We start from the raw sequence: 20,193 nt of genomic DNA on the forward strand, positions 1-20,193 counted from the left end.
CACTCTTCCGCCGGAAGGCCGTCCCGTGCCAGAAGCACCCTCCGCCGCCCACGACAGCGCCCCGGACACGGTTCTCGTCGTTGACTTCGGCGCCCAGTACGCCCAGCTCATCGCCCGCCGCGTCCGCGAGGCACGGGTCTACAGCGAGATCGTCCCCAGCACGATGCCGGTGGCCGAGATGCTGGCCAAGAACCCCAAGGGGATCATCCTCTCCGGCGGTCCCTCCTCCGTGTACGAGGAGGGTGCGCCGAGCATGGACCCGGCGCTCTTCGAGGCCGGTGTCCCCGTCTTCGGCATGTGCTACGGCTTCCAGCTGATGGCGGTCACCCTCGGCGGCCAGGTCGACAACACCGGTGCGCGCGAGTACGGCCGCACTCCGCTGGCGGTCTCCAAGTCCGGCTCCACCCTCTTCGAGGGCACCCCCGACCAGCAGTCGGTGTGGATGTCCCACGGAGACGCCTGCTCCGCCGCCCCCGAGGGCTTCACCGTCACCGCCTCGACCGACGTCGTCCCGGTCGCCGCCTTCGAGAACGACGAGAAGAAGCTGTACGGCGTGCAGTACCACCCCGAGGTGATGCACTCCACGCACGGCCAGCAGGTCCTGGAGCACTTCCTCTACCGCGGCGCCGGCCTGGCCCCCGACTGGACCACCGGCAACATCGTGGAGGAGCAGATCGCGGCCATCCGCGAGCAGGTCGGCGACAAGCGCGCCATCTGCGGCCTCTCCGGCGGCGTGGACTCCGCGGTCGCCGCGGCGCTCGTGCAGAAGGCCATCGGCTCCCAGCTGACCTGCGTGTACGTGGACCACGGTCTGATGCGCAAGGGTGAGACCGAGCAGGTCGAGAAGGACTTCGTCGCCGCCACCGGCGTGCAGCTGAAGGTGGTCGACGCGCAGGAGCGCTTCCTGAACGCGCTGGCCGGCGTCTCCGACCCCGAGACCAAGCGGAAGATCATCGGCCGCGAGTTCATCCGCGTCTTCGAGCAGGCCCAGGCCGAGATCATCGCCGAGGGCGGCCCCGACGTGGCCTTCCTGGTGCAGGGCACCCTGTACCCGGACGTGGTCGAGTCCGGTGGCGGCACGGGCACCGCGAACATCAAGTCGCACCACAACGTCGGCGGGCTGCCCGACGACATCGAGTTCGAGCTCGTCGAGCCGCTGCGCCAGCTGTTCAAGGACGAGGTCCGCATGGTCGGACAGGAGCTGGGCCTGCCGGACGAGATCGTCCACCGCCAGCCCTTCCCGGGCCCCGGCCTCGGCATCCGCATCGTCGGCGAGGTCACCAAGGACCGCCTGGACCTGCTGCGCGAGGCCGATGCCATCGCCCGCCACGAGCTCACCGCGGCCGGCCTGGACCGCGAGATCTGGCAGTGCCCGGTCGTCCTGCTGGCGGACGTGCGCAGCGTCGGTGTCCAGGGCGACGGCCGGACCTACGGCCACCCGATCGTGCTGCGCCCCGTCTCCTCCGAGGACGCGATGACCGCGGACTGGACGCGCATGCCGTACGAGGTGCTCGCGCGGATCTCCACCCGCATCACCAACGAGGTGCCGGGCGTGAACCGCGTGGTCCTGGACTGCACGAGCAAGCCCCCGGGCACCATCGAGTGGGAGTAGCCCCCACCCGTACGTGACGAAGCCGCCCCCGGCCTCCACCGGGCGGCGGCTTCGCCGTTTCTCGGCCGTCGAAGGAGCGGCCATGGCCGAGGGGCCCGCGTCACCGTCATCGTCACCCCCGCGGCCCCGGCCGCAGCGGCGCCGCGAGGGGCGCCCCAGCGCGTGGCGTCAACATCATGAACCGTTAATCACCTGCTCTGACATCGTGCGCAATCCGGAGCACTGCCGCAGTGGTGCACAATTCGCTGGCATCGCACCGAAGTTCAGAGAGGCGGCACGCACGTGGCTGTCCAAGAGATCTCCCGAAGCACCCACGGCGGCGGCTGCACCTGCGAGGACTGCCCGCACGGAGCACAGGAGGGACACCGGCGCGCCGTCGCCGCGTTCCTTGAGAAGCGGGACGAGTTCGCCGCCGGGCAGGGGCTGCCGGCCGCGGTCGCCCGGTCCGCCGGGGCGTCCCGGCAGTGGGTTTCCGACGAGCTGACCCTGTCGGCCCGTACCGTCGCCGACCGGGGACGGGACGCCGGGATCTCCTGGCTGTACCTGTTCTCGCGGCGGGTCGTGCTCGCCGTGTGGATCGCCGCCGGGGTGCTGCTGCTGGTGCAGGTCGGCACCGCGCTGGGCACCGGCTGGTCCACCGCACGCACCGCCGGACTGCTCGCCGCCCTGGTCCTGGCCGGGCTGCTCACCGTCGCGGCCCGGGCCCAGTCGCTGCGCGGCGGGCTGCTGGCCCCGCTGGTCGGCGAGGACAACCGGCTCTCCACCTCCAAGGCGGTGCCGAGCGCCTGGGTGGTGCTCACCGCGTTCGCCGCGCTGCTGCCCGCGCTGCGGCTGGCCGCCTCGGCGCCCGGCCCGGACCGGCAGGCGCTGTACGCGGGCCTCGCGCTGGGCCGGGCGCTGCCCCTGCTGACGGTGGTCGCGCTGACCTCGGGCGTGGCGGTGCTGGTGCGCCGCGTGGTCTGCGTACGGATCATGGGCCAGCGGCTGCAGAAGCTGCCGGCGGATCGGCCGCGCGGGGTGGACCTGCTCACCGACGACGCGGGGCGCGGGAGTTTTCCGGACGCGCAGTACGTACTCGTCTCCACGGTGGTGCTGGGCTACGCGGCGGTGTCGCTGGCCCGGTTCCCGGACCGGCTGCCGCAGCTGCCGTGGGCGCTGGCCCTGCTGGTGGCGCTGTCGGCCACGGTGTACCTGGCGGCGAAGTACGCCGAGGGCACGCGCCCCCTGGTGCTGTCGGTGGTGCGCAGACGCGAGCCCGGGGACCTGGACGCGGCCGTCCGCCCCGGGGACGACATCGAGATCCGGGGCGTGGGCTTCGTACCGCCCGGGGCGCAGACGCCGGAGATGATGGCCCGGCTGGTGGTGCGGATCGGGACGCTGCACGTGCACGTACCGCTGGTTCCGGTGGCGGGCGGCTTCGCCAACCCCTCGGACGCGGTCCTGACCGTCCCCGTGCCGGCGGAGGTGGAACCGGGCCGCGTCGAGATCCAGGTGGTGACCGCCGCCGGAGTGGAATCCAACCGGTGCACCATCGAGGTCGCCGAGTGACGTGGGCACACGATGGGGGTACACATGGGGCGTGACCCGAACTGACGTCCCTTCCCCCGGCGCTCCGGGTGCCCCTGGTGCTGCCGGTCCCGGTGCCCCCGAGGCCGCCGTCACCCGCACCCGTACCGGCACCGGCACCGGCGGCCTGCGAGAACGCGCCGCCCGGTACGCGCTCCTGCCCCTGCGGATCTTCCTGGGCGTGACCTTCGTCTACGCGGGCCTGGACAAGCTGACCGACCCGGCGTTCCTCTCCGCCACCGGCGAGGGTTCCATCGGGGAGCTGATGCGCGGGGTACGGGACTCCTCGGCCCTCCCCGCCCTGGTGGACCTGGGGCTGAAGTCACCCGTCGGCTTCGCCGTGGTCCTGGCCGTCGGGGAGCTCCTCGTCGGGCTCGGAGTGCTGGCCGGGCTGCTGACGCGGATCGCGTCAGCAGGCGGAGCGCTGATCTCGCTCAGCCTGTGGCTGACGGTGTCCTGGGCCGTGACCCCGTACTACTACGGCAACGACCTGATCTACCTGATGGCTTGGACCCCGCTGCTCCTCGCCGGGGCGCCCTACCTGTCGCTGGACTCGCTGATCCGCTCGCGCCGGTCCCGGCGTACGGCGTAGACCACCATCCCCACCAGCGCGGCGAGACAGAGCCCGCCCATGGTGAGCGGGATGACCGCGAACCAGGCCACATCCGTCCCGCCGTTGCCGTCGAGCAGGTACAGCACGCCCGCCAGCAGCAGGAACAGCCCCGCGATCAGCCGTCCTGGCTGGAACTCATGACGCCGCACGGGCCACCTCCACCTGTCCCACACCCGCGGTCAGGTGCAGCTCGATCGTCCCGCCGGCCTCGGTGCCGGCGGCGGGGGGCAGGCTCGCCACCCGGTTCTGGTCGCGGACGCCCTCGATGCGGTCCGCGCGGTCGCCCGGCAGCTGTACGTCCCCCAGCCGGACCCGTACGTCGGCCCGCGCGGTGACCTCGCGGGGCACCACCACCTTGAGCCGGCCCGCGTCGAGGGAGACCCGGACGGCCACGGTGGTGCCCTTGGGCACGTCGAGGCGGCTGAGGTCCAAGGTGGCCAGCCCGGTGTCCGCCTCGTACACGGGCCGTACCGCCGCGACCGCCGCCGGCCGCCAGTCGACCCGCTGCCAGTCCGTACCGATCTCCCGGGGCAGCGCGGCCGCACCCGCGAGCAGCCCCGAGGCCAGCACCGCCAGCAGGACCGTACCCAGGCCGGTCCGGCCGAAGAGGGAGCTCACCGCGAGGCCCAGCCCGAAGACGACCAGGGCGGCGGCGAGCCCGGCCTGCAGGGCCTCGCCCAGGGGGCGGCCCTGCCAGTGCGCCGCCGCGCCGACGGCCCCCGCGAGCACCGCCAGCAGGAAGACCCGGCCGCCGATGCCACCGCGCGGACGGACCGGGGCGGCAGGGGGCGCCACCACCGCGGCCGCAGCGCCATCCGGCGCCGGGCCCGCCGCCGCGGCGCCGGCGGGACCCCACAGGTAGCCCGTCCCGCCCACCGGGCCCGTCGTGCCGTCCTTGACCAGCGGATCGCGCCACCAGGACGGGCCGCCGGGGGTGGGCGGAGCCTTCGTCTCCGGCGGGACGGGCGGGTGCGCGGGCCGCTGCGAGGCGGGCGCCTCGGCCTCCGGATCGAGGGTCCCGCGCCGCTGCCGCGACCAGTACGAGGCCCCGGCCAGCGCCAGGATCACCAGGACGGAGAAGGTCCCCAGCCCGCCGCTGCCCAGCATCGACAGGAACACCGCACAGCCGGCCAGCGCGGCGAACACCGCCGCCAGCGTGGCGCCCTCCACCCTGCCGGTCAGCAGCTTCTTGGCCTCGCTGTCCTCCTGGCCCTCCTGCGGCAGCAGCAGCCACGCGAAGCCGTAGAAGACCAGGCCGGCGCCACCGGTGACGGCCAGGACGCCGAAGGTGATCCGGAAGATCACCGGGTCCAGGCCGAAGTACCGGCCCAGGCCCCCGCACACGCCCGCGATCAGCTTGTCGCGCTTGCTCCGGCGCAGGGGCAGCCGGTCGTCGGCTGCCCCGAGGGCCGCCGGGTCCGCCGGCGGGGCGTCGTGTCCGTCCGTCATGGGTCCATGGTGACCTTCCGCGGTAGCCCGTGGCATCCGGCCCGACCCTGGCGCAACCCTGATATCCCCCGGGGCGGACTGGGGGGCTGCCCTGATGCCGCGGCGCCCCCGCGCGTGTGACCATCGGTGGCATGCCCGTAGCCGCCACCCAGCGCACCCCGCACCCAGCGGACCCCCCGCCCGAGCCCGTGCCGCAGCGCAAGCTCTACCGCAGCGCCGACGGCCGGATGCTCGGCGGGGTGGCGCGCGGACTCGCCGGGCACCTCGGGCTGCCGGTGATCTGGGTCCGGCTGGCCTTCCTCGGCCTGTTCCTCTTCGGGGACGGCCTCGGCGTGCTCCTGTACGCCGCGTTCTGGGTGTTCGTGCCGCTCGGCGTCGGCGGCCGCGCCGGGCACCGCTCCTTCTACGAGACCCTCGCCGACGGCGGCCGCCGCCTGCGCAAGCCCGACCGGGGGCAGATCATCGCGCTGATCGCCCTCTTCGCGGGCGCCGCCAGCTTCATCTCCAAGGTCCAGTCCGGCGGCGAGGCGGGCCGGTACGTATGGCCGACGCTGCTGGTCGGAGCCGGGGTGGTCCTCGTATGGCGGCAGGCGGACAACGCCCGCCGCGCCCACTGGAGCGCCGCCGCCGCCGGTCGGGACGGGCGGCTGCTCCACGCGGCCCGGGCGCTGGCGGGCGTCGCGCTGGTCGGGGTGGGCCTGACCCTCTTCATCGTCGTACGGGGTTCCGCCGCGCAGCTGGGTAACGTACTCACCGCCACCCTCGCCGTCCTCGTCGGGGTCGCCCTGCTCGCCGGACCCTGGCTGATCCGGATGACCCAGGACCTCTCCGAGGAGCGCCTGATGCGCATCCGCGCCCAGGAACGCGCCGAGGTCGCCGCCCACGTGCACGACTCCGTCCTGCACACCCTCACCCTGATCCAGCGCAACGCACAGGACGCGGGAGAAGTACGCCGCCTCGCGCGGGCCCAGGAGCGGGAGCTGCGCAACTGGCTGTACAGACCCGAGGGCACCGGCAAGGAGGAGGCGGAGGAAGCGGCCACCCTGGCGGAGGCCGTGAAGAAGACCGCCGCCGAGGTCGAGGACCACCACGGGGTGCCCATCGAGGTCGTGGTCGTCGGCGACTGCCCGCTGGACGACGGGCTGGCGGCGCAGGTCCAAGCCGCGCGCGAGGCGATGGTCAACGCCGCCAAGTACGGTGGCGACGGCGGACCGGTGCAGGTGTACGCCGAGGTGGAGGGCCGCACCGTGTTCGTGTCCGTACGGGACCGGGGACCGGGCTTCGACCTCGACGCGGTACCGGACGACCGCATGGGCGTACGAGAATCGATCATCGGCCGGATGCGGCGCAACGGCGGGACCGCACGGCTGCGGTCCGCGCCCGACGGCGGCACGGAAGTCGAGCTGGAGATGGAGAGGGCGGCATGACCGAGGACAGCGCTGTGACGCGGGCCGGGGGCACCGGCGGAGACCGGGGGAGGGTCCGGGTGGTGCTCGTCGACGACCACCGGATGTTCCGCACGGGCGTGCAGGCCGAGATCGGCGAGACCGCCCGGACCGGCGTCGAGGTCGTCGGCGAAGCGGCCGACGTGGACCAGGCCGTCACCGTCATCACCGCCACCCGGCCCGAGGTGGTCCTGCTCGACGTGCACCTGCCCGGCGGCGGCGGGGTCGAGGTGCTGCGGCGCTGCGCCCCCTTCATGGCGGCGGCCGAGAATCCGGTGCGCTTCCTGGCCCTTTCGGTGTCGGACGCCGCCGAGGACGTCATCGGGGTCATCCGGGGCGGTGCGCGCGGGTACGTCACCAAGACCATCACCGGCGCCGACCTGGTGGACTCGGTCTTCCGGGTGCAGGACGGGGACGCGGTGTTCTCGCCGCGGCTGGCGGGTTTCGTCCTCGACGCCTTCGCCTCGACGGACGCGCCGCCGATCGACGAGGACCTGGACCGGCTCACGCAGCGCGAGCGCGAGGTGCTGCGTCTGATCGCCCGCGGGTACGCGTACAAGGAGATCGCCAAGCAGCTCTTCATCTCGGTGAAGACGGTGGAGTCGCACGTCTCCGCGGTGCTCAGGAAGCTCCAGCTCTCCAACCGCCACGAACTGACCCGCTGGGCGACGGCCCGCCGGCTGGTCTGAACGGGCCGGGCTGGCCTGAACGGCGGGGCTGGTCTGAACGGGCGGGTCTGAACGGGCGGGTCTGAGGAGGCCTGTCCGGGCGGGGCTGGTGGGGCCGGTGTGATCAACGCCGCAGGCGGGTGGAGCAACCGGGCCGCACGGCGGCGCCCTCTTGGGTGGCGTGATGAGCCTGACCGGGATCCCCCTCTTCGCGACGGCGGTCGCCCTCGCCCTGACCGCCGTCGTCCTGCCGCTCGCGGTGTGGAGCAAGGTGCGCGGCCCCGCCGTCGTACGCGTTCTGTCGCGGTGCCTGATGATCGTCTTCGCCCAGGTCACGGCCATCGCCCTGGTCTTCATCGCGGTGAACAGGGACCAGACCTTCTACGCCTCCTGGGGTGACCTCTTCGGCACCGGCACGTACGTCACGGCCGCTCCCGACCTCGGCCCGGACGGCCTCGGCGGCAAGAAGACCGCAGCGGCGCCGAAGGTGCGCCAGGAGTTCCAGCCGGTCGAAGGCCTCGGCGGCCGGGTCCGCAAGACCGAGCTCGACGGCAAGATCTCCGGGGTCAAGGGGGAGGTCATGGTGTGGCTGCCGCCGCAGTACGACGAGCCCGCCTTCAAGGACAAGAAGTTCCCGGTGGTCGAGCTGATCCCGGGCATTCCGGGGACGGGCAAGTCCTGGTTCCAGGGGCTCAAGGCCCACGAGATCCTGGAGCCGCTCATGAAGAGCGGCAAGGTGCAGCCGTTCATCCTGGTCTCACCGCGCGCCATGCTGCTGGGGAACGCCGACACCGGATGCGCCAACCTCCCGGGCAAGGTGAACGCCGACAGCTGGTTCAGCGTCGACGTCCGCAAGATGGTCGTCGACAACTTCCGGGCGTCCGACGAGGCCCGTACCTGGGGCGTCGCCGGATACTCGGCCGGCGCGTACTGCGCGGCCAAGCTGGCGATCTCCCACCCCGACCGCTACAGCGCCGCCGTCTCCCTGTCCGGCTACAACGACCCCGGCCAGGAACCCTCCTCGCTGGTCGCCCAGGACCCGGAGCTGCGCCGCACCCACAACCTGCTGAACGTGCTCAAGGCCGCGCCGGCGCCGCCGCCGGTCTCGCTGTGGATGTCGGGCGCCCAGCACGACGGCTACCTGTCGGGCCTGGACCTCAAGGGCGCCTCGCACAGCCCGACCGTGGTGCACGCGGAGAAGGTGACCGGCGGCCACAACCTCGAATCGTGGTCGCGGCAGCTGCCGCAGACCTTCGGCTGGCTGAGCACGCAGGTCAAGGCCCCGTAAGTCGCAGGGGGGAGGGCTGGCGGGCTGGCGGGCTACGCCGGGCGGGACGCGCCGGCCCAGGGCATCGAGTCGATCGGGGCGACCCGGACCGTCGATCCGGGGCGGGGGGCGTGGATCATCTGCCCGTTGCCGATGTAGAGGCCGACGTGCGTGATCCCGGAGTAGAAGAACACGAGGTCGCCCGGGGCCAGCTGCTCGCGCGAGACCCGCCGCCCGGCGTTGATCTGGGTGTAGGTGGTGCGGGGGAGGGAGACCCCGGCCGAACGCCAGGCCGCCTGGGTCAGGCCCGAGCAGTCGAAGGCCCCCGGGCCCGTCGAGCCCCACCCGTACGGCTTCCCGATCGCCCCGTGCGCGAAGGCCACGGCGCGGGCCGCGCGGGAGCCGTCGGAGGGCGGCGGGGGGGCGGGCCGCGGGGTCGCTTCCGGCCGGCCGGCCGGGGTGGTGCCCGCGGCCGGGCCGCCGGCCGACCGGGCCTCGTACGCGGCGCGCTCCTCGGCGGTGAGCCGGTCCAGCAGGCGCTGCGCGGTGGTGAGCTTCTTCTGGATCTCGGCCTTGTGCCCGGCCAGTTCCGTCTGCCGGGAGCGGAGCTCGGCGAGGTGTCCGGCCGCCTTGTCCCGCAGCTGCCCGACCTCGTCGAGGCGGCGGCGTACGGCGGTGACCCCTGCGGCGTTGCGGTCCCCGGCGCGGGCGACGAAGGAGGCCTGGCTGAGGTACTCCTGCGGGTCGGCGGCGAACGCGAGCCGTACGGCGGTGCCCAGGGAGCCGCTGCGGTACTGGCTCGCCGCCAGTGAACCGAGGGCGCTGCGGGCGGCGTTGAGCTGTTCCGTCTTGCGGGCGGTCTCGTCGCGCAGGCCCGTCAGGGCGCGCTGGGCCTCGTCCGCCTTCTCCTTCGCCCCGTTGTACCGCTCGGTCACCGCCTCGGCCTCCTCGTAGAGCCGGTCCACCTCCGACTCCACCTGGGAGGGGCTGAGCCGGGGGTCGGCCTGTGAGGTGCCTTCGAAGGCGGTGGCGGTGGCAGCGCCCGCGAGGGCGATGGTGGCGGCGGTCCGTACCGAGCCGCCGGCGAGCGTGCGCTGCCTGGGCTTTCGATGACTGGCCACGAGGGCCTCACGTCCTTCCTCTGTCGGTGCTTGGAGGAGGACGCTAGACCGCAAGGTAACGGGCAGATGACGGGATGATCGTAAGTGCCCTGATGTGACCGTCAGATGGCTGCTGGGGACCGGTGTGGATCAGCCCCAGAGGACGGCGATGAAGATATTGACCACGGTCAGGCCGCCGACCGCCCCGAACAGGGCTTTCTCCACCCGCTCCTCGTCGCGCTTGACGTAGACGAGGGCGAGGATCACGAAGAGGAGGGCGAGCTTCACGCCGATCTTGATGTTGTTGACCGGATCGCCGTCCATCTCGCGGAACCCGACGAGGAGTACGCCGGTCACCAGCATGGTGAGCGCGCCGTGCAGCATGGCGGGCACGAAGCGGGCGGTGCCGGCGCTCATCGCCTTCATCTGGGTCAGGAAACCGCCGAGGAGCGAGGCGATCCCGATGATGTGCAGGCCGACGAAGACATTGATCAGTACGTCCATGGCACCGAGCGTACGGGGTGGCCACCGGCCGGTTCCGGCCAGGCGGGCCCCGGCGGGGACGGGCTCGGGGCGGCGGCCGCGGGCGGCTCGGCGGGGCGGTGGCGCGGGTCGGGGCGGGCCCCGGGGAGCGGCCCGCCAGCGCGCCCCTCGTCCTTACGGGTTGTGCGTACAGTGGCCCCATGGCCGCCGAAGAGCCGCACCACCCCGACGCCTCGCGGATCGAACTGGTTCAGGTCCTGGCCGCCCTCGGCCATCCCGTACGGCTGGAAATCGTCCGCGCCCTGGCCGCCGGGGAACTCACCTGCTGCGGCGAGGTGGTGCCCGGCCTGCCCCGCTCCAGCGTCACCCACCACGTCCGCGCACTGCGCGAGGCCGGCGTCATCCGCCAGCGCCGCGAGGGCCGCAAGCTCTTCCTGACGCTCCGCGCCGAGGACCTGGACCTCCGCTTCCCGGGTCTGCTGGCGATGGCCGTGAACGCCTCCGCGCCGCGTACGCCGCCGCCCGCTCCGGCCGAAAACGCCTTCGATTTTCCGGGCCCGGGGCCGAGTGTCGGTCTCGCCCCCTAGACTCGGAAGGCGATGAGCAGCCTCTTTGACGACAGTTTCCTGGCGGACTTCACCCCCTCCGACGAGGTCCCCCCGCCGCCCGAGGACCACGCCGCCCCCGAAGCGGGCGCGGACGATCTCTTCGGGGGCAGGTTCGACGTACCCATGAGCGGGGACGCGTACTACCGGGACGGGGCGCGCAAGCCCGTCATCGACCCGGCCACGCTCCTGGAAGGGCTCAATGAGCAGCAGCGCGCGGCCGTGGTGCACGCGGGCTCGCCGCTGCTCATCGTCGCCGGCGCGGGCTCCGGAAAGACCCGGGTGCTGACCCACCGCATCGGACACCTGCTGTCCGCGCGGAACGTCCACCCCGGCCAGATCCTGGCGATCACCTTCACCAACAAGGCCGCCGGTGAGATGAAGGAACGCGTCGAGAGCCTGGTCGGCCCGCGCGCCAACGCCATGTGGGTGTCCACCTTCCACAGCGCGTGCGTCCGCATCCTGCGCCGGGAGTCGAAGCGGCTCGGCTTCACCTCCTCGTTCTCGATCTACGACGCGGCCGACTCGAAGCGCCTGATGGCGCTCGTCTGCCGCGATCTGGACCTGGATCCGAAGAAGTTCCCGCCCAAGGCCTTCAGCGCCAAGATCTCCAACCTGAAGAACGAGCTGATCGACGAAGAGGCCTTCGCCGACCAGGCGGCGGCGGGCCAGTCCGGGGGAGGCTTCGAGCAGACGCTGGCCCAGGCGTACGCGATGTACCAGGGGCGGCTGCGCGAGGCCAACGCGCTCGACTTCGACGACATCATCATGACCACGGTCCACCTGCTCCAGGCGTTCCCGGAGGTCGCGGAGCACTACCGGCGCCGCTTCCGGCACGTCCTGGTGGACGAGTACCAGGACACCAACCACGCCCAGTACACGCTCGTGCGCGAGCTGGTCGGCACCGGCTATCCGGATCTGCCGCCGGCCGAGCTGTGCGTGGTGGGTGACGCCGACCAGTCGATCTACGCCTTCCGCGGTGCGACCATCCGCAACATCCTCCAGTTCGAGGAGGACTACCCGAACGCGACGACGATCCTGCTGGAGCAGAATTACCGCTCCACCCAGACGATCCTCTCCGCCGCCAACGCGGTCATCGAGCGCAACGAGAACCGCCGTGCGAAGAACCTGTGGACCGAGGCGGGCAGCGGTGCGGTGATCACGGGGTACGTCGCCGACACCGAACACGACGAGGCCCAGTTCGTCGCCGACGAGATCGACCGGCTGACGGACGCCGGCGAGGCCAAGGCGGGCGATGTCGCGATCTTCTACCGGACCAATGCGCAGTCGCGCGTGTTCGAGGAGATCTTCATCCGGGTCGGCCTGCCCTACAAGGTCGTCGGCGGTGTCCGCTTCTACGAGCGCAAGGAGGTCCGGGACGTCCTCGCGTACCTGCGCGTCCTCGCGAACCCCGAGGACACCGTCCCGCTGCGCCGCATCCTGAACGTGCCCAAGCGCGGCATCGGCGAACGCGCCGAGGCGATGATCGACGCGCTCGCGATGCGCGAGAAGATCAGCTTCCCGCAGGCGCTGAGGCGCGTGGACGAGGCCTTCGGCATGGCGGCCCGCTCCACCAACGCCGTCAAGCGGTTCAACGTACTGATGGAGGAGCTCCGCACGATCGTCGACTCGGGCGCCGGCCCGGCGGTGGTGCTGGAGGCGGTGCTGGAGCGTACGGGCTACCTCGCGGAGCTCCAGGCTTCGACCGACCCGCAGGACGAGACGCGGATCGAGAACCTCCAGGAACTCGCGGCGGTGGCGCTGGAGTTCGAGCAGGCGCGGGAGGCCGCCGCGGCCGAGGGCGCTGGTGCGGGTGCTGCCGCGGGCGTGGATGCGGGCGCGGGTGCGGGCGCGGGTGCGGGAGCTGACGTGGGGGCTGACGCGGAAGCGGCCGGTGCGGACGCGGCCGCCGCTGCGGGCCCCGGCACGCTCGCCGAGTTCCTGGAGCAGGTGGCGCTCGTCGCCGACTCCGACCAGATCCCGGACGAGGAGACGGAGGGCACGGGCGTCATCACGCTCATGACCCTGCACACCGCCAAGGGCCTCGAATTCCCGGTGGTGTTCCTGACCGGCATGGAGGACGGCGTCTTCCCGCACATGCGGGCGCTGGGCCAGACCAAGGAGTTGGAGGAGGAGCGGCGCCTGGCGTACGTCGGCATCACGCGGGCGCGCGAGCGGCTGTACCTGACCCGCTCCGCCATGCGCAGCGCGTGGGGGACGCCTTCGTACAACCCGCCGTCGCGCTTCCTGGAGGAGATCCCGGACCAGTACCTGCGGTGGAAGCGCACGGGCGGGTCCCAGAAGCCGGCGGGCCCGATGCGCAGCTCGGGCTACGGCTCGGGGTCCGGCTCGGGCTACGGGTCCGGGTCCGGCTACGGGTCCGGTTCTGGTTCCGCTTCAGGAAAGGCCACGTTCGGCACCTCGCCGGAGTCGTTCCTGTCCTCGTCGCGTACGAAGGCGGGCCCCTCCGGTTTCGCGACGCGCCGGGCCACCGACAAGCCGGTCGTCGCGCTCGTGGTCGGGGACCGGGTCACGCACGACCAGTTCGGGCTCGGCACCGTCATGGAGGTCAAGGGAGCGGGCGCGGACGCGCAGGCCACCATCGACTTCGGGGACGACAAGCCGAAGCGGCTGCTGCTGCGCTACGCGCCGGTGCAGAAGCTGTAGCGCCGTCGGCGTTACGGCGCTGCGGCGCCGTAACGCTCCCGCTACGTGGGATCCAGGCCGTGGCTGCGCAGCCACGGCAGGGGGTCCACCGCGGCCCCGCCGCCGGGCCGTACCTCGAAGTGCAGGTGCGGTCCGGTGGAGTTGCCGGAGTTGCCCGAGTAGGCGATGACCTCGCCGGCCTTGACCTTGCCGCCGCGGATCTTGGTGCTGCTGAGGTGGCAGTACCAGGTCTCGGTGCCGTCGGGCGCGGTCACTATGGCCATGTTCCCGTAGGCGCTGTTGTACTGCGTGCGCACGGTGCCGTCGGTGGCCGCCATGACCGGGGTTCCGTAGGAGACCGGGAAGTCGATCCCGGTGTGCACGGACATCCACATGCCGCCGGACTGGCCGTAACTGGCGCTGAGGCCCTGGCGTTCGACGGGGATCGCGAACTTGGGGCGGGCCGCCTCCTTGGCCGCGGCCTCCTCCGCCTTCTTCTTCTTCTCCTCCTCCTGGCGCTGACGCAGGTCGATGCGCTCCTGCGTACGGCTCGCGCGGTCCGCGAAGTCGCCCGCGTCGGCGCTGAGCGCGGCCAGTTGGGTGTCGAGCTTGGTGTTCGCCGCGACCGGCTCCACCGAGGCCGCATCGGGCGCGGCCATCGTGGTGGTGTCCTCGGCGGTCTTCTCCGTGCCGGTGAGTCCGCCGACGGAGGCGGCCGCGACGCCGGCGACGCCCATCACACAGACGGAAGGCATGGCCACGGTCAGCAGGGCGGAACGCTTCGCCGGGCTCCGGCGGCGGCTGCTGCCGCCCGCCTTGGCGGCGGCGGCCTGGGTGTTCGCCTTGGCGCCGGCCTTTCCGGTCGCCTTTCCGTTCGCCTTGGCGGCGGTCCGGCGCGCGGCGCGCGGCTCGTGGACCGCCGACGGCGAGGCCGCGCTCACGGGCATGGTCTGGGTGGGCAGGTCGTGCGCCCCGGCGGTGGGGCCCGAGTCCCCGGCCTCTTCGTCGGGGACGGCCTCGAAGACGGTGGTCGCGCTGTACGACGTCTCGGGCTCGGCGGCGGCCGGAGCCTCGTAGGCGTAAGCGGCGGAGGTGGTGGAGTCGGTGGCCGAGGCGTCGTAGCCGTACTGCTGCGGCTCGTACGCGTTCTGCTCGTACGGCTGCGGTTGCTCGCACGGCTGCCCCTCGTACGGCTGCTCGTACTGCTGCGCGGGCTGGTACTCGTACGGGTAAGCGGCTTCGGCCTGCGCCTCGGGGCCGCTCTGGGCCTGGACCTGGGTGTGGGTCTGGGCCTGGTGGTCGGTACCGGTGACGGTGTTCCAGGCGGTGGCGTCGTAGGCGCCGGTCTCGGTGCCGGTGGTGCCGTAGCCCGGCATCGCCCAGTGCCCGGTCTGTTCGGCGGAGGCGTCGTAGCCGAAGGAGGCGGGCTGCGGCTCGGCGTAGGCCTGGTACGGCGCGCTCGGCGTGTTCCAGGCGCTCGCGTCGAACTGCCCGGTGCTGTCCTCGGACATCCCCTGGTGGGGGACCGTGGACAGGTAAGTGTCTTGCGAGGCCCAGGCGGCGGTGTCGTACGTGCCCGTCTCGTAGGAGCTGTAGGCGGCGTAATTGACGCCCTGGCCCTGCGTTTCATAGGAGACGTACGGGGTGTCACCAGCGAAAGTGGTGGTGGAAAGGCCTTCATACCCATTATCCGGGTACGGGCCCGACGAGGGGCGGTCGTTCACCAACTTCTCTTTCGCCTCGGCAGTGGGGGCCTGGGTGGCCGGGAACTCGAAGTTCACCGGAGGAGAGCAGTGGCGTGACTGTACCCGGCGGTTACTCGCAACGACAATCTTCGCCGGATCCCCGCATGACCGGAACCGGGCATTCGGCCGTCTTTCGGTCGCCGGAAGACGCAGCCTTGGCCTTGAGTTCGATATCCGTTCGAGTGATCGCCGTTCGGCGGCTACGCAACGGAAGCGGCGCCCGAGCCCTCGACCCCCGTGGGGCCCGGTCCGTCGAGCACGCGCCGGACCTCCGCGCTCACGGTGGGATGCGCCGGCAGCGCCAGGTGGCCGATGCCGGTGACCTGCACGTTCTCCGCGATCAGATCCGGATGCACGATGCGCGCCGTCCCCACCGGAGTCATCAGCGCGTCGAACTCGCTCCAGAACGCCACACACCGGGTCCGGCAGCCGGGCGCGGGCGCGGCGAGCTCGACGATCACCTCGGAGTCCGGTCGCATCTGGCGGATGACGGGGTGCGCGCTGAGGAAGGGTGCGACCAGCGTGCCCGAGTGCGGGGTACCGAGCGTGACGAGGGTGCGGACGCGGGAGTGACCGCCGAGCCGCTGGACGTAGTACCGGCCCACCAGCCCGCCCAGGCTGTGCCCGACCAGGTCCACCTGCTCCTGCCCGGTGCGGTCGCAGAGCTCCTCGACCCGCCGGGCCAGATGGCGGGCGGTGACGCGCAGGTCGCGGGTGAAGGGGGAGTAGTTGTACGCCTCCACGTGCCGCCGGCCTTCCGTCATGAGGGTGCGGCGCAGCAGGACGAAGACGGAGCGGTTGTCGGTGAACCCGTGGAGCAGGAGCACGGGCGGCCGGGTCGCGGGCGGGCCGGCGGGGAGCGCCTTCTCCTGGAGCACCCCGGTGGGGTAGAGCAGCAGGTGCCCGCCGAGGACGACGGCCTCCAGCACGCCGGCCCGCAACGCGGCGCCGGAGAGAGCCGCGCAGAGCGGTGCGGAGAAGGATGCGGGAAACGGTACGGACAGCCCCATGGACGGCCTCCCCAAAGCCTCTTGGCGCGGCGGCCGGACACGCCCCGACCTACCGCGCCGCCGTGCCGTGCGGCTGTCGGCACGGTGGCGCGGTCTCTCGATGGCGGTGATTCAACGCCGTCCCACGTGTGATTTCCCCCTCCTGGTTGACCGTGAAACGGTGGCGTGCGCAATGCTGTACTTAACGTTCGTTCACTCGGGAGGCAGTGCGATGGGTGTGACCGGTCCGATCCGTGTGGTGGTGGCCAAGCCGGGTCTCGACGGCCACGACCGCGGCGCCAAGGTGATCGCGCGGGCGCTGCGGGACGCGGGCATGGAGGTCATCTACACCGGCCTCCACCAGACCCCCGAGCAGATCGTGGACACCGCCATCCAGGAGGACGCCGACGCGATCGGCCTCTCGATCCTGTCGGGCGCGCACAACACGCTCTTCGCCCGGGTGATCGAGCTCCTGAAGGAGCGGGAGGCGGAGGACATCAAGGTCTTCGGCGGCGGCATCATCCCGGAGGCCGACATCGCCCCCCTCAAGGAGCAGGGCGTGGCGGAGATCTTCACCCCCGGCGCGACGACGACGTCCATCGTGGACTGGGTCCGCACCCACGTCCGCCCGTAGCCCCCGGCGGATCCCGCATCCCCCACCCCGCCCGGCGCCGGGTCGCGCGGCGGCTGCGGCTGCCCCGCGGGGATCCGCTGCCCCTGGGCGGTGGTGCCGGTCAGGTGCGGGCATGGTGGGCAGGCCGGGGGCGCAGGGTCAGGCCGGGGTCAGCTCCGAGAGCATCGCCGCGCGGAGGTGGAGGGTGGACACCAGGCGTTGGAAGGCTTCCGCCCAGTACGCCGCCGCGCCGGGGGACGCGTCCGGCGGGTCTTCCGGGGCGGCGGTGAGGGCCTCCAGACGGCCCGCCTCCGCAGGGTCCAGGCAGCGTTCCGCCAGGCCCATCACCCCGCTGAAGCTCCACGGGTAGCTGCCCGCGTCCCGGGCCGTCTCCAGCGCGTCCACCACCGCCCGCCCCAGCGCCCCGGCCCACGGCACCACGCACACGCCGAGCAGCTGGAACGCCTCCGACAGCCCGTGCGCCCGTATGAACCGCGCGACCCACTGCGCCCGCTCCCCCTCCGGCAGCGTCTCCAGCAGCTTGGCCCGTTCCGCCAGCGACGCGGTGCCGGGGCCCGCGGCGGGCGGCGCCGACGCCTCCCCGAGCAGGGCCCGCGACCAGTGCGCGTCCCGCTGCCGGACGGCCGCCCGGCACCACGCCGCGTGCAGTTCCTCCGCCCAGCCCTCGCCGGAGACGACCGGCAGCGCCACGATCTCCGCCGGCCCGAGCCCCCCGAACCGCTCCCGCCAGCAGGACAGCGGCGCCGCCTCCACCAGCTGGCCCAGCCACCAGGCCCGTTCCCCGCGCCCGGCCGGCGGCCGCTTGACCACCCCGTCCCGCAGCATCCCCGCATCGCACTCGGCCGGCGGCGTCACCCCCTCCGGGCCCACACAGGGCAGCGCCCGCTGCGCCATCCGCCCCGCCAGCGCCGAGCCCGGCAGCGCGGACAGCAGTTCCGCGGCCGTCGCCCGGACATTGCGGCTGCGGTCGCCCAGGGCCGCCTCCAGGAACGGTTCGTCCTCCTGCGACAGCCCCGCCCTCAGCGAATCGAGGAACATCAGCCTGTCCTCGGCCCGTTCCGTGGCCCACGTCGTCGCCAGCAGCCGTGGCGCGGCCGCCGGCTCATGAGCCCGTACGGCGCCCAGCAGCGCCACCCGCTCCGCGAACAGCCCCTCCTGCCACAGCCGTTCCACGCCCTCCCGGTCCGTCACCTCCGGCAGCTGTCCCGCGCCGCCGGCCCCGCCGCGCAGGGCGAACCTCCACTCGGGATTGAGCCGCGCCAGCCACAGGCCCCGCGGCCCGGCCAGGGCCAGTGCCTGCGGCCGCAGATCCGTACGGGCCCGGGCCGCGTCCAGCAGGTCCGGCACGAGCGCGGCCGGTGCGCGGTAGCCGTGCCGGCCCGCCGCGGCCAGCCACTGCGGCAGGAGCTCCGTCAGATCCGGGGCGGCCCCGCGCCGCCCGCCCCCGCTGCCCGCGCCGGTCCGGCCGGCCAGCAGCTGCGCGAGCCGCCGCCGGGCCGGCTCCGGTGGCGCCGGACGCGGGTCCCGCGCCGCGGGCTCCGGCCGTGGGCCGGCCTCCGCGGGCCGCAGCCCGGCCCGGCGCCGCACCGTGTGCAGGGCCGCCGCGTCCAGCAGCGCCTCCGGCGAGCCGCCCGGCCCCGCGCCGCGCCGCCGCTCGGTGCCCAGCAGGGCGGCGCCGACCAGCTCCTCCCAGTCCCCGTACCCCTCGTCACGTTTGCTCATCAGGCCCCTCCCTCGTCGATTACCGCGCTCCGGTCCCGTCCCCTCCACGGGACCGGAGCTGTCGGTGCACCCCTCAAAAAACGCGCTCAGCTGGCATGGTTGTCGTTCACAAAAGCCCCCCGGCTTCTCGTCGCCACGTGCCGACGCCCCCGCGCCGCCACGGCCCGCGCCCCTCCCTACGACGCCCCCGCGCCCTTCCGCTCCCTCCCTCGCTCCGTCCCTCGCTCTCTTCCTCGCTCCCTGTCGTGAGCGCCCCCCGGCGCTCCGGCAGGCCTTTCGGTCAGCTCAGCGCCACCGGTTCCGCCCGGCCCGGCTGCCAGGCCGTCAACGGCGTGAAACCGCGGTGGCCGCACTCGCCGAAGACGGTGACCGGTCCGCCGCCCGAGAGGGCGGCGAGCTGCCACAGTCCGGAACGCGAGCGCCCCCCGGCGCCCGCGACGGGCAGGGCGGACGTGCCCTGCGCGTCCGCCAGCTGCCAGCCGGCCTCTCCCGGTATCGGGATCACCGGGCCCAGGACCACCGGCCAGGAATCCAGCCACGGGTCCTCCCGCAGCGCCGTCCCGTAGGCCTCCAGGGCGGCTCCGGCACTGATCCCGGCCGGAACCTCCGCGCAGGGGGCGGCCGGGGCGAACCGCTCGCCCAGGTCCCCACGCAGCCCCGCCGAGCCGGGCCGGAAGCGGATCTCCGCCTCCAGTACCAGCCCCACCGGCAGCGCCAGCCCCGGCGGCCGCCCCGGCGGTCCGAAGTCCAGCACCAGCGCGGGCCGGCCGCTCGCCTGCCCGCGCAGCCATATCCGGCGGGTGGTGAGCCGGCCGTCCGGTGACACCGAGTCGTACTGGGCCAGCACGAGCCAGCGGTCCCGTACGGCCTCCCCCTCCCCGGAGACCGGCAGCCCCACCCGGCCGCGGACCGTGGCGGCCAGCGGTTCCGGCAGCGCCGACACCCCCAGCCAGGCCCGGTCCAGCAGGTGCAGCAGCGCCGCCTCCTCCAGCATCCGGGCGGGCCAGCCCGGGCCGCAACTGGGTATCGTCCCCAACTCCCTTACGCGTGCGGCCAGTCCGGGTGCCTGCGCGTCGACCATCCGGGCGGCGGTCTCCTCCCAGGCCGCGTACCCGGTCTGCTCCTGGCCGGCGAGGCCGCCCCGGAGCAGATCGGCGAGCCTCTGTTCGAGCTCGCTGACACCCGCGCCGACGCGGGCGGCCCGGCGCTCGGCCCGCCGCCGGGCCGCCTCCTCGTCCACCGGCCGGCCCGCCCCGGCAGCCGCCCCCACGGCCTTCGCCGCCCGCTCCGCCAGCCACTGCGCGGCCCAGTCCGGCGCATCGCCGGGCTCGCCCACGCCCTCCGCGGCCCAGAGCAGCAGCAGCCCGAGGGCGTGCTTGCACGGGAACTTCCGGCTCGGGCAGGAGCACTTGTACGCCAGCCCCGTCAGGTCCACGACCGTCCGGTACGGCTTGCTGCCGCTGCCCTTGCACAACCCCCACACAGAACCGGAAGCGGAACCTCCGATCTGCGACCACGGCCCCGCCCCGCCGAGCCTGCCTCCCGCCTTGCGTGAGGCATCGTCAGGAGCCAGAGCCAGTACTTGTTCCGCCGTCCAGCGGACCCCCTGCTCAGTCATGTGAACCACCGTAGAGACCCCCACTGACAAT

General features: G+C 73.2%; 17 protein-coding genes. 9 read left to right on the plus strand and 8 right to left on the minus strand.

All coding sequences use genetic code 11. From position 1 onward, the window contains the following. Window positions 1–25: 25 nt before the first annotated feature. From guaA to ACWDX7_RS01020, 3 genes are all read left to right on the plus strand, one after another. Window positions 26–1,612 carry a glutamine-hydrolyzing GMP synthase gene (guaA, locus tag ACWDX7_RS01010; RefSeq protein ID WP_451488916.1) on the plus strand — a complete coding sequence of 529 codons (1,587 nt, stop codon included), beginning with the start codon at window positions 26–28 and terminating at the stop codon, window positions 1,610–1,612. A gap of 282 nt (window positions 1,613–1,894) precedes the next feature. Continuing rightward, window positions 1,895–3,160 carry a hypothetical protein gene (locus ACWDX7_RS01015; RefSeq protein ID WP_451488915.1) on the plus strand — a complete coding sequence of 422 codons (1,266 nt, stop codon included), beginning with the start codon at window positions 1,895–1,897 and terminating at the stop codon, window positions 3,158–3,160. 145 nt (window positions 3,161–3,305) lie between these two features. Beyond that, entirely contained in the window at window positions 3,306–3,770 is a 465-nt protein-coding gene (locus ACWDX7_RS01020; RefSeq protein WP_451489147.1) for a DoxX family protein, read from the plus strand. Here ACWDX7_RS01020 and ACWDX7_RS01025 read toward each other — a convergent pair. Together ACWDX7_RS01025 and ACWDX7_RS01030 are read right to left on the minus strand one after the other, a co-directional pair. Beyond that, window positions 3,716–3,940: a hypothetical protein gene (locus ACWDX7_RS01025; protein WP_451488914.1), complete on the minus strand. Its 225-nt coding sequence runs from the start codon at window positions 3,938–3,940 to the stop codon at window positions 3,716–3,718. The two genes, ACWDX7_RS01020 and ACWDX7_RS01025, sit on opposite strands and share 55 nt — an antisense overlap. Continuing rightward, window positions 3,927–5,240 carry a PspC domain-containing protein gene (locus tag ACWDX7_RS01030; RefSeq protein ID WP_451488913.1) on the minus strand — a complete coding sequence of 438 codons (1,314 nt, stop codon included), beginning with the start codon at window positions 5,238–5,240 and terminating at the stop codon, window positions 3,927–3,929. Before ACWDX7_RS01030 ends, ACWDX7_RS01025 begins: the two co-directional genes overlap by 14 nt. Window positions 5,241–5,371: 131 nt before the next feature. On the opposite strand from ACWDX7_RS01030, the gene ACWDX7_RS01035 reads away from it, so the two are divergent. The 3 genes from ACWDX7_RS01035 (at window position 5,372) to ACWDX7_RS01045 (ending at window position 8,641) form a co-directional block, all read left to right on the plus strand. Further along, window positions 5,372–6,667, plus strand: coding sequence for an ATP-binding protein (locus ACWDX7_RS01035; RefSeq protein ID WP_451488912.1), 1,296 nt, complete (start codon window positions 5,372–5,374; stop codon window positions 6,665–6,667). After that, window positions 6,664–7,374 (plus strand): LuxR C-terminal-related transcriptional regulator, encoded by a 711-nt coding sequence (locus ACWDX7_RS01040; RefSeq protein ID WP_451749110.1) that lies wholly within the window; start codon window positions 6,664–6,666, stop codon window positions 7,372–7,374. Before ACWDX7_RS01035 ends, ACWDX7_RS01040 begins: the two co-directional genes overlap by 4 nt. 163 nt (window positions 7,375–7,537) lie before the next feature. Further along, window positions 7,538–8,641: an alpha/beta hydrolase gene (locus tag ACWDX7_RS01045; protein WP_451491564.1), complete on the plus strand. Its 1,104-nt coding sequence runs from the start codon at window positions 7,538–7,540 to the stop codon at window positions 8,639–8,641. A 32-nt stretch (window positions 8,642–8,673) separates the two neighbouring features. Here the strand turns inward: ACWDX7_RS01045 and ACWDX7_RS01050 are convergent, their stop codons facing one another. Further along, window positions 8,674–9,741, minus strand: a complete 1,068-nt coding sequence (locus ACWDX7_RS01050; RefSeq protein ID WP_451491563.1) for an NlpC/P60 family protein — start codon at window positions 9,739–9,741, stop codon at window positions 8,674–8,676. A 129-nt stretch (window positions 9,742–9,870) separates the two neighbouring features. Beyond that, entirely contained in the window at window positions 9,871–10,224 is a 354-nt protein-coding gene (locus tag ACWDX7_RS01055; RefSeq protein WP_451491562.1) for a hypothetical protein, read from the minus strand. A gap of 179 nt (window positions 10,225–10,403) precedes the next feature. Here ACWDX7_RS01055 and ACWDX7_RS01060 point away from each other — a divergent pair, with 179 nt between their 5' ends. Together ACWDX7_RS01060 and ACWDX7_RS01065 are read left to right on the plus strand one after the other, a co-directional pair. Further along, window positions 10,404–10,790: an ArsR/SmtB family transcription factor gene (locus ACWDX7_RS01060; protein ID WP_451491561.1), complete on the plus strand. Its 387-nt coding sequence runs from the start codon at window positions 10,404–10,406 to the stop codon at window positions 10,788–10,790. A gap of 12 nt (window positions 10,791–10,802) precedes the next feature. Continuing rightward, entirely contained in the window at window positions 10,803–13,475 is a 2,673-nt protein-coding gene (locus ACWDX7_RS01065) for an ATP-dependent DNA helicase (RefSeq protein ID WP_451491560.1), read from the plus strand. Window positions 13,476–13,516: 41 nt separating this feature from the next. On the opposite strand, the gene ACWDX7_RS01070 is transcribed toward ACWDX7_RS01065, so the two are convergent. Together ACWDX7_RS01070 and ACWDX7_RS01075 are read right to left on the minus strand one after the other, a co-directional pair. Next, a complete protein-coding gene (locus ACWDX7_RS01070; protein ID WP_451491559.1) occupies window positions 13,517–15,235 on the minus strand; it encodes a peptidoglycan DD-metalloendopeptidase family protein in 1,719 nt (572 codons plus the stop codon). A 164-nt stretch (window positions 15,236–15,399) separates the two neighbouring features. Further along, entirely contained in the window at window positions 15,400–16,209 is an 810-nt protein-coding gene (locus tag ACWDX7_RS01075; protein ID WP_451491558.1) for an esterase/lipase family protein, read from the minus strand. Window positions 16,210–16,420: 211 nt separating this feature from the next. Here ACWDX7_RS01075 and ACWDX7_RS01080 point away from each other — a divergent pair, with 211 nt between their 5' ends. Next, entirely contained in the window at window positions 16,421–16,822 is a 402-nt protein-coding gene (locus ACWDX7_RS01080) for a cobalamin B12-binding domain-containing protein (protein ID WP_451491557.1), read from the plus strand. 138 nt (window positions 16,823–16,960) lie between these two features. On the opposite strand, the gene ACWDX7_RS01085 is transcribed toward ACWDX7_RS01080, so the two are convergent. Together ACWDX7_RS01085 and ACWDX7_RS01090 are read right to left on the minus strand one after the other, a co-directional pair. After that, on the minus strand, window positions 16,961–18,544 hold the full coding sequence (locus ACWDX7_RS01085; protein WP_451491556.1) for a DUF5691 domain-containing protein: 1,584 nt from the start codon (window positions 18,542–18,544) through the stop codon (window positions 16,961–16,963). A 280-nt stretch (window positions 18,545–18,824) separates the two neighbouring features. Next, window positions 18,825–20,162: an SWIM zinc finger family protein gene (locus ACWDX7_RS01090; RefSeq protein WP_451491555.1), complete on the minus strand. Its 1,338-nt coding sequence runs from the start codon at window positions 20,160–20,162 to the stop codon at window positions 18,825–18,827. Window positions 20,163–20,193 lie beyond the last annotated feature (31 nt).

The organism is Streptomyces sp. NPDC003034, assembly GCF_053591375.1.

What these genes read in the sequence shown, in the direction of transcription:
- ACWDX7_RS01080 (WP_451491557.1), top strand. Translation starts at nt 16,421, where the DNA reads ATGGGTGTGACCGGTCCGATCCGTGTGGTGGTGGCCAAGCCGGGTCTC.
- ACWDX7_RS01060 (WP_451491561.1), top strand. Translation starts at nt 10,404, where the DNA reads ATGGCCGCCGAAGAGCCGCACCACCCCGACGCCTCGCGGATCGAACTG.
- ACWDX7_RS01035 (WP_451488912.1), top strand. Translation starts at nt 5,372, where the DNA reads ATGCCCGTAGCCGCCACCCAGCGCACCCCGCACCCAGCGGACCCCCCG.
- ACWDX7_RS01055 (WP_451491562.1), bottom strand. Translation starts at nt 10,224, where the DNA reads ATGGACGTACTGATCAATGTCTTCGTCGGCCTGCACATCATCGGGATC.
- ACWDX7_RS01030 (WP_451488913.1), bottom strand. Translation starts at nt 5,240, where the DNA reads ATGACGGACGGACACGACGCCCCGCCGGCGGACCCGGCGGCCCTCGGG.
- ACWDX7_RS01090 (WP_451491555.1), bottom strand. Translation starts at nt 20,162, where the DNA reads ATGACTGAGCAGGGGGTCCGCTGGACGGCGGAACAAGTACTGGCTCTG.
- ACWDX7_RS01040 (WP_451749110.1), top strand. Translation starts at nt 6,664, where the DNA reads ATGACCGAGGACAGCGCTGTGACGCGGGCCGGGGGCACCGGCGGAGAC.
- ACWDX7_RS01075 (WP_451491558.1), bottom strand. Translation starts at nt 16,209, where the DNA reads ATGGGGCTGTCCGTACCGTTTCCCGCATCCTTCTCCGCACCGCTCTGC.
- ACWDX7_RS01045 (WP_451491564.1), top strand. Translation starts at nt 7,538, where the DNA reads ATGAGCCTGACCGGGATCCCCCTCTTCGCGACGGCGGTCGCCCTCGCC.
- ACWDX7_RS01065 (WP_451491560.1), top strand. Translation starts at nt 10,803, where the DNA reads ATGAGCAGCCTCTTTGACGACAGTTTCCTGGCGGACTTCACCCCCTCC.
- ACWDX7_RS01085 (WP_451491556.1), bottom strand. Translation starts at nt 18,544, where the DNA reads ATGAGCAAACGTGACGAGGGGTACGGGGACTGGGAGGAGCTGGTCGGC.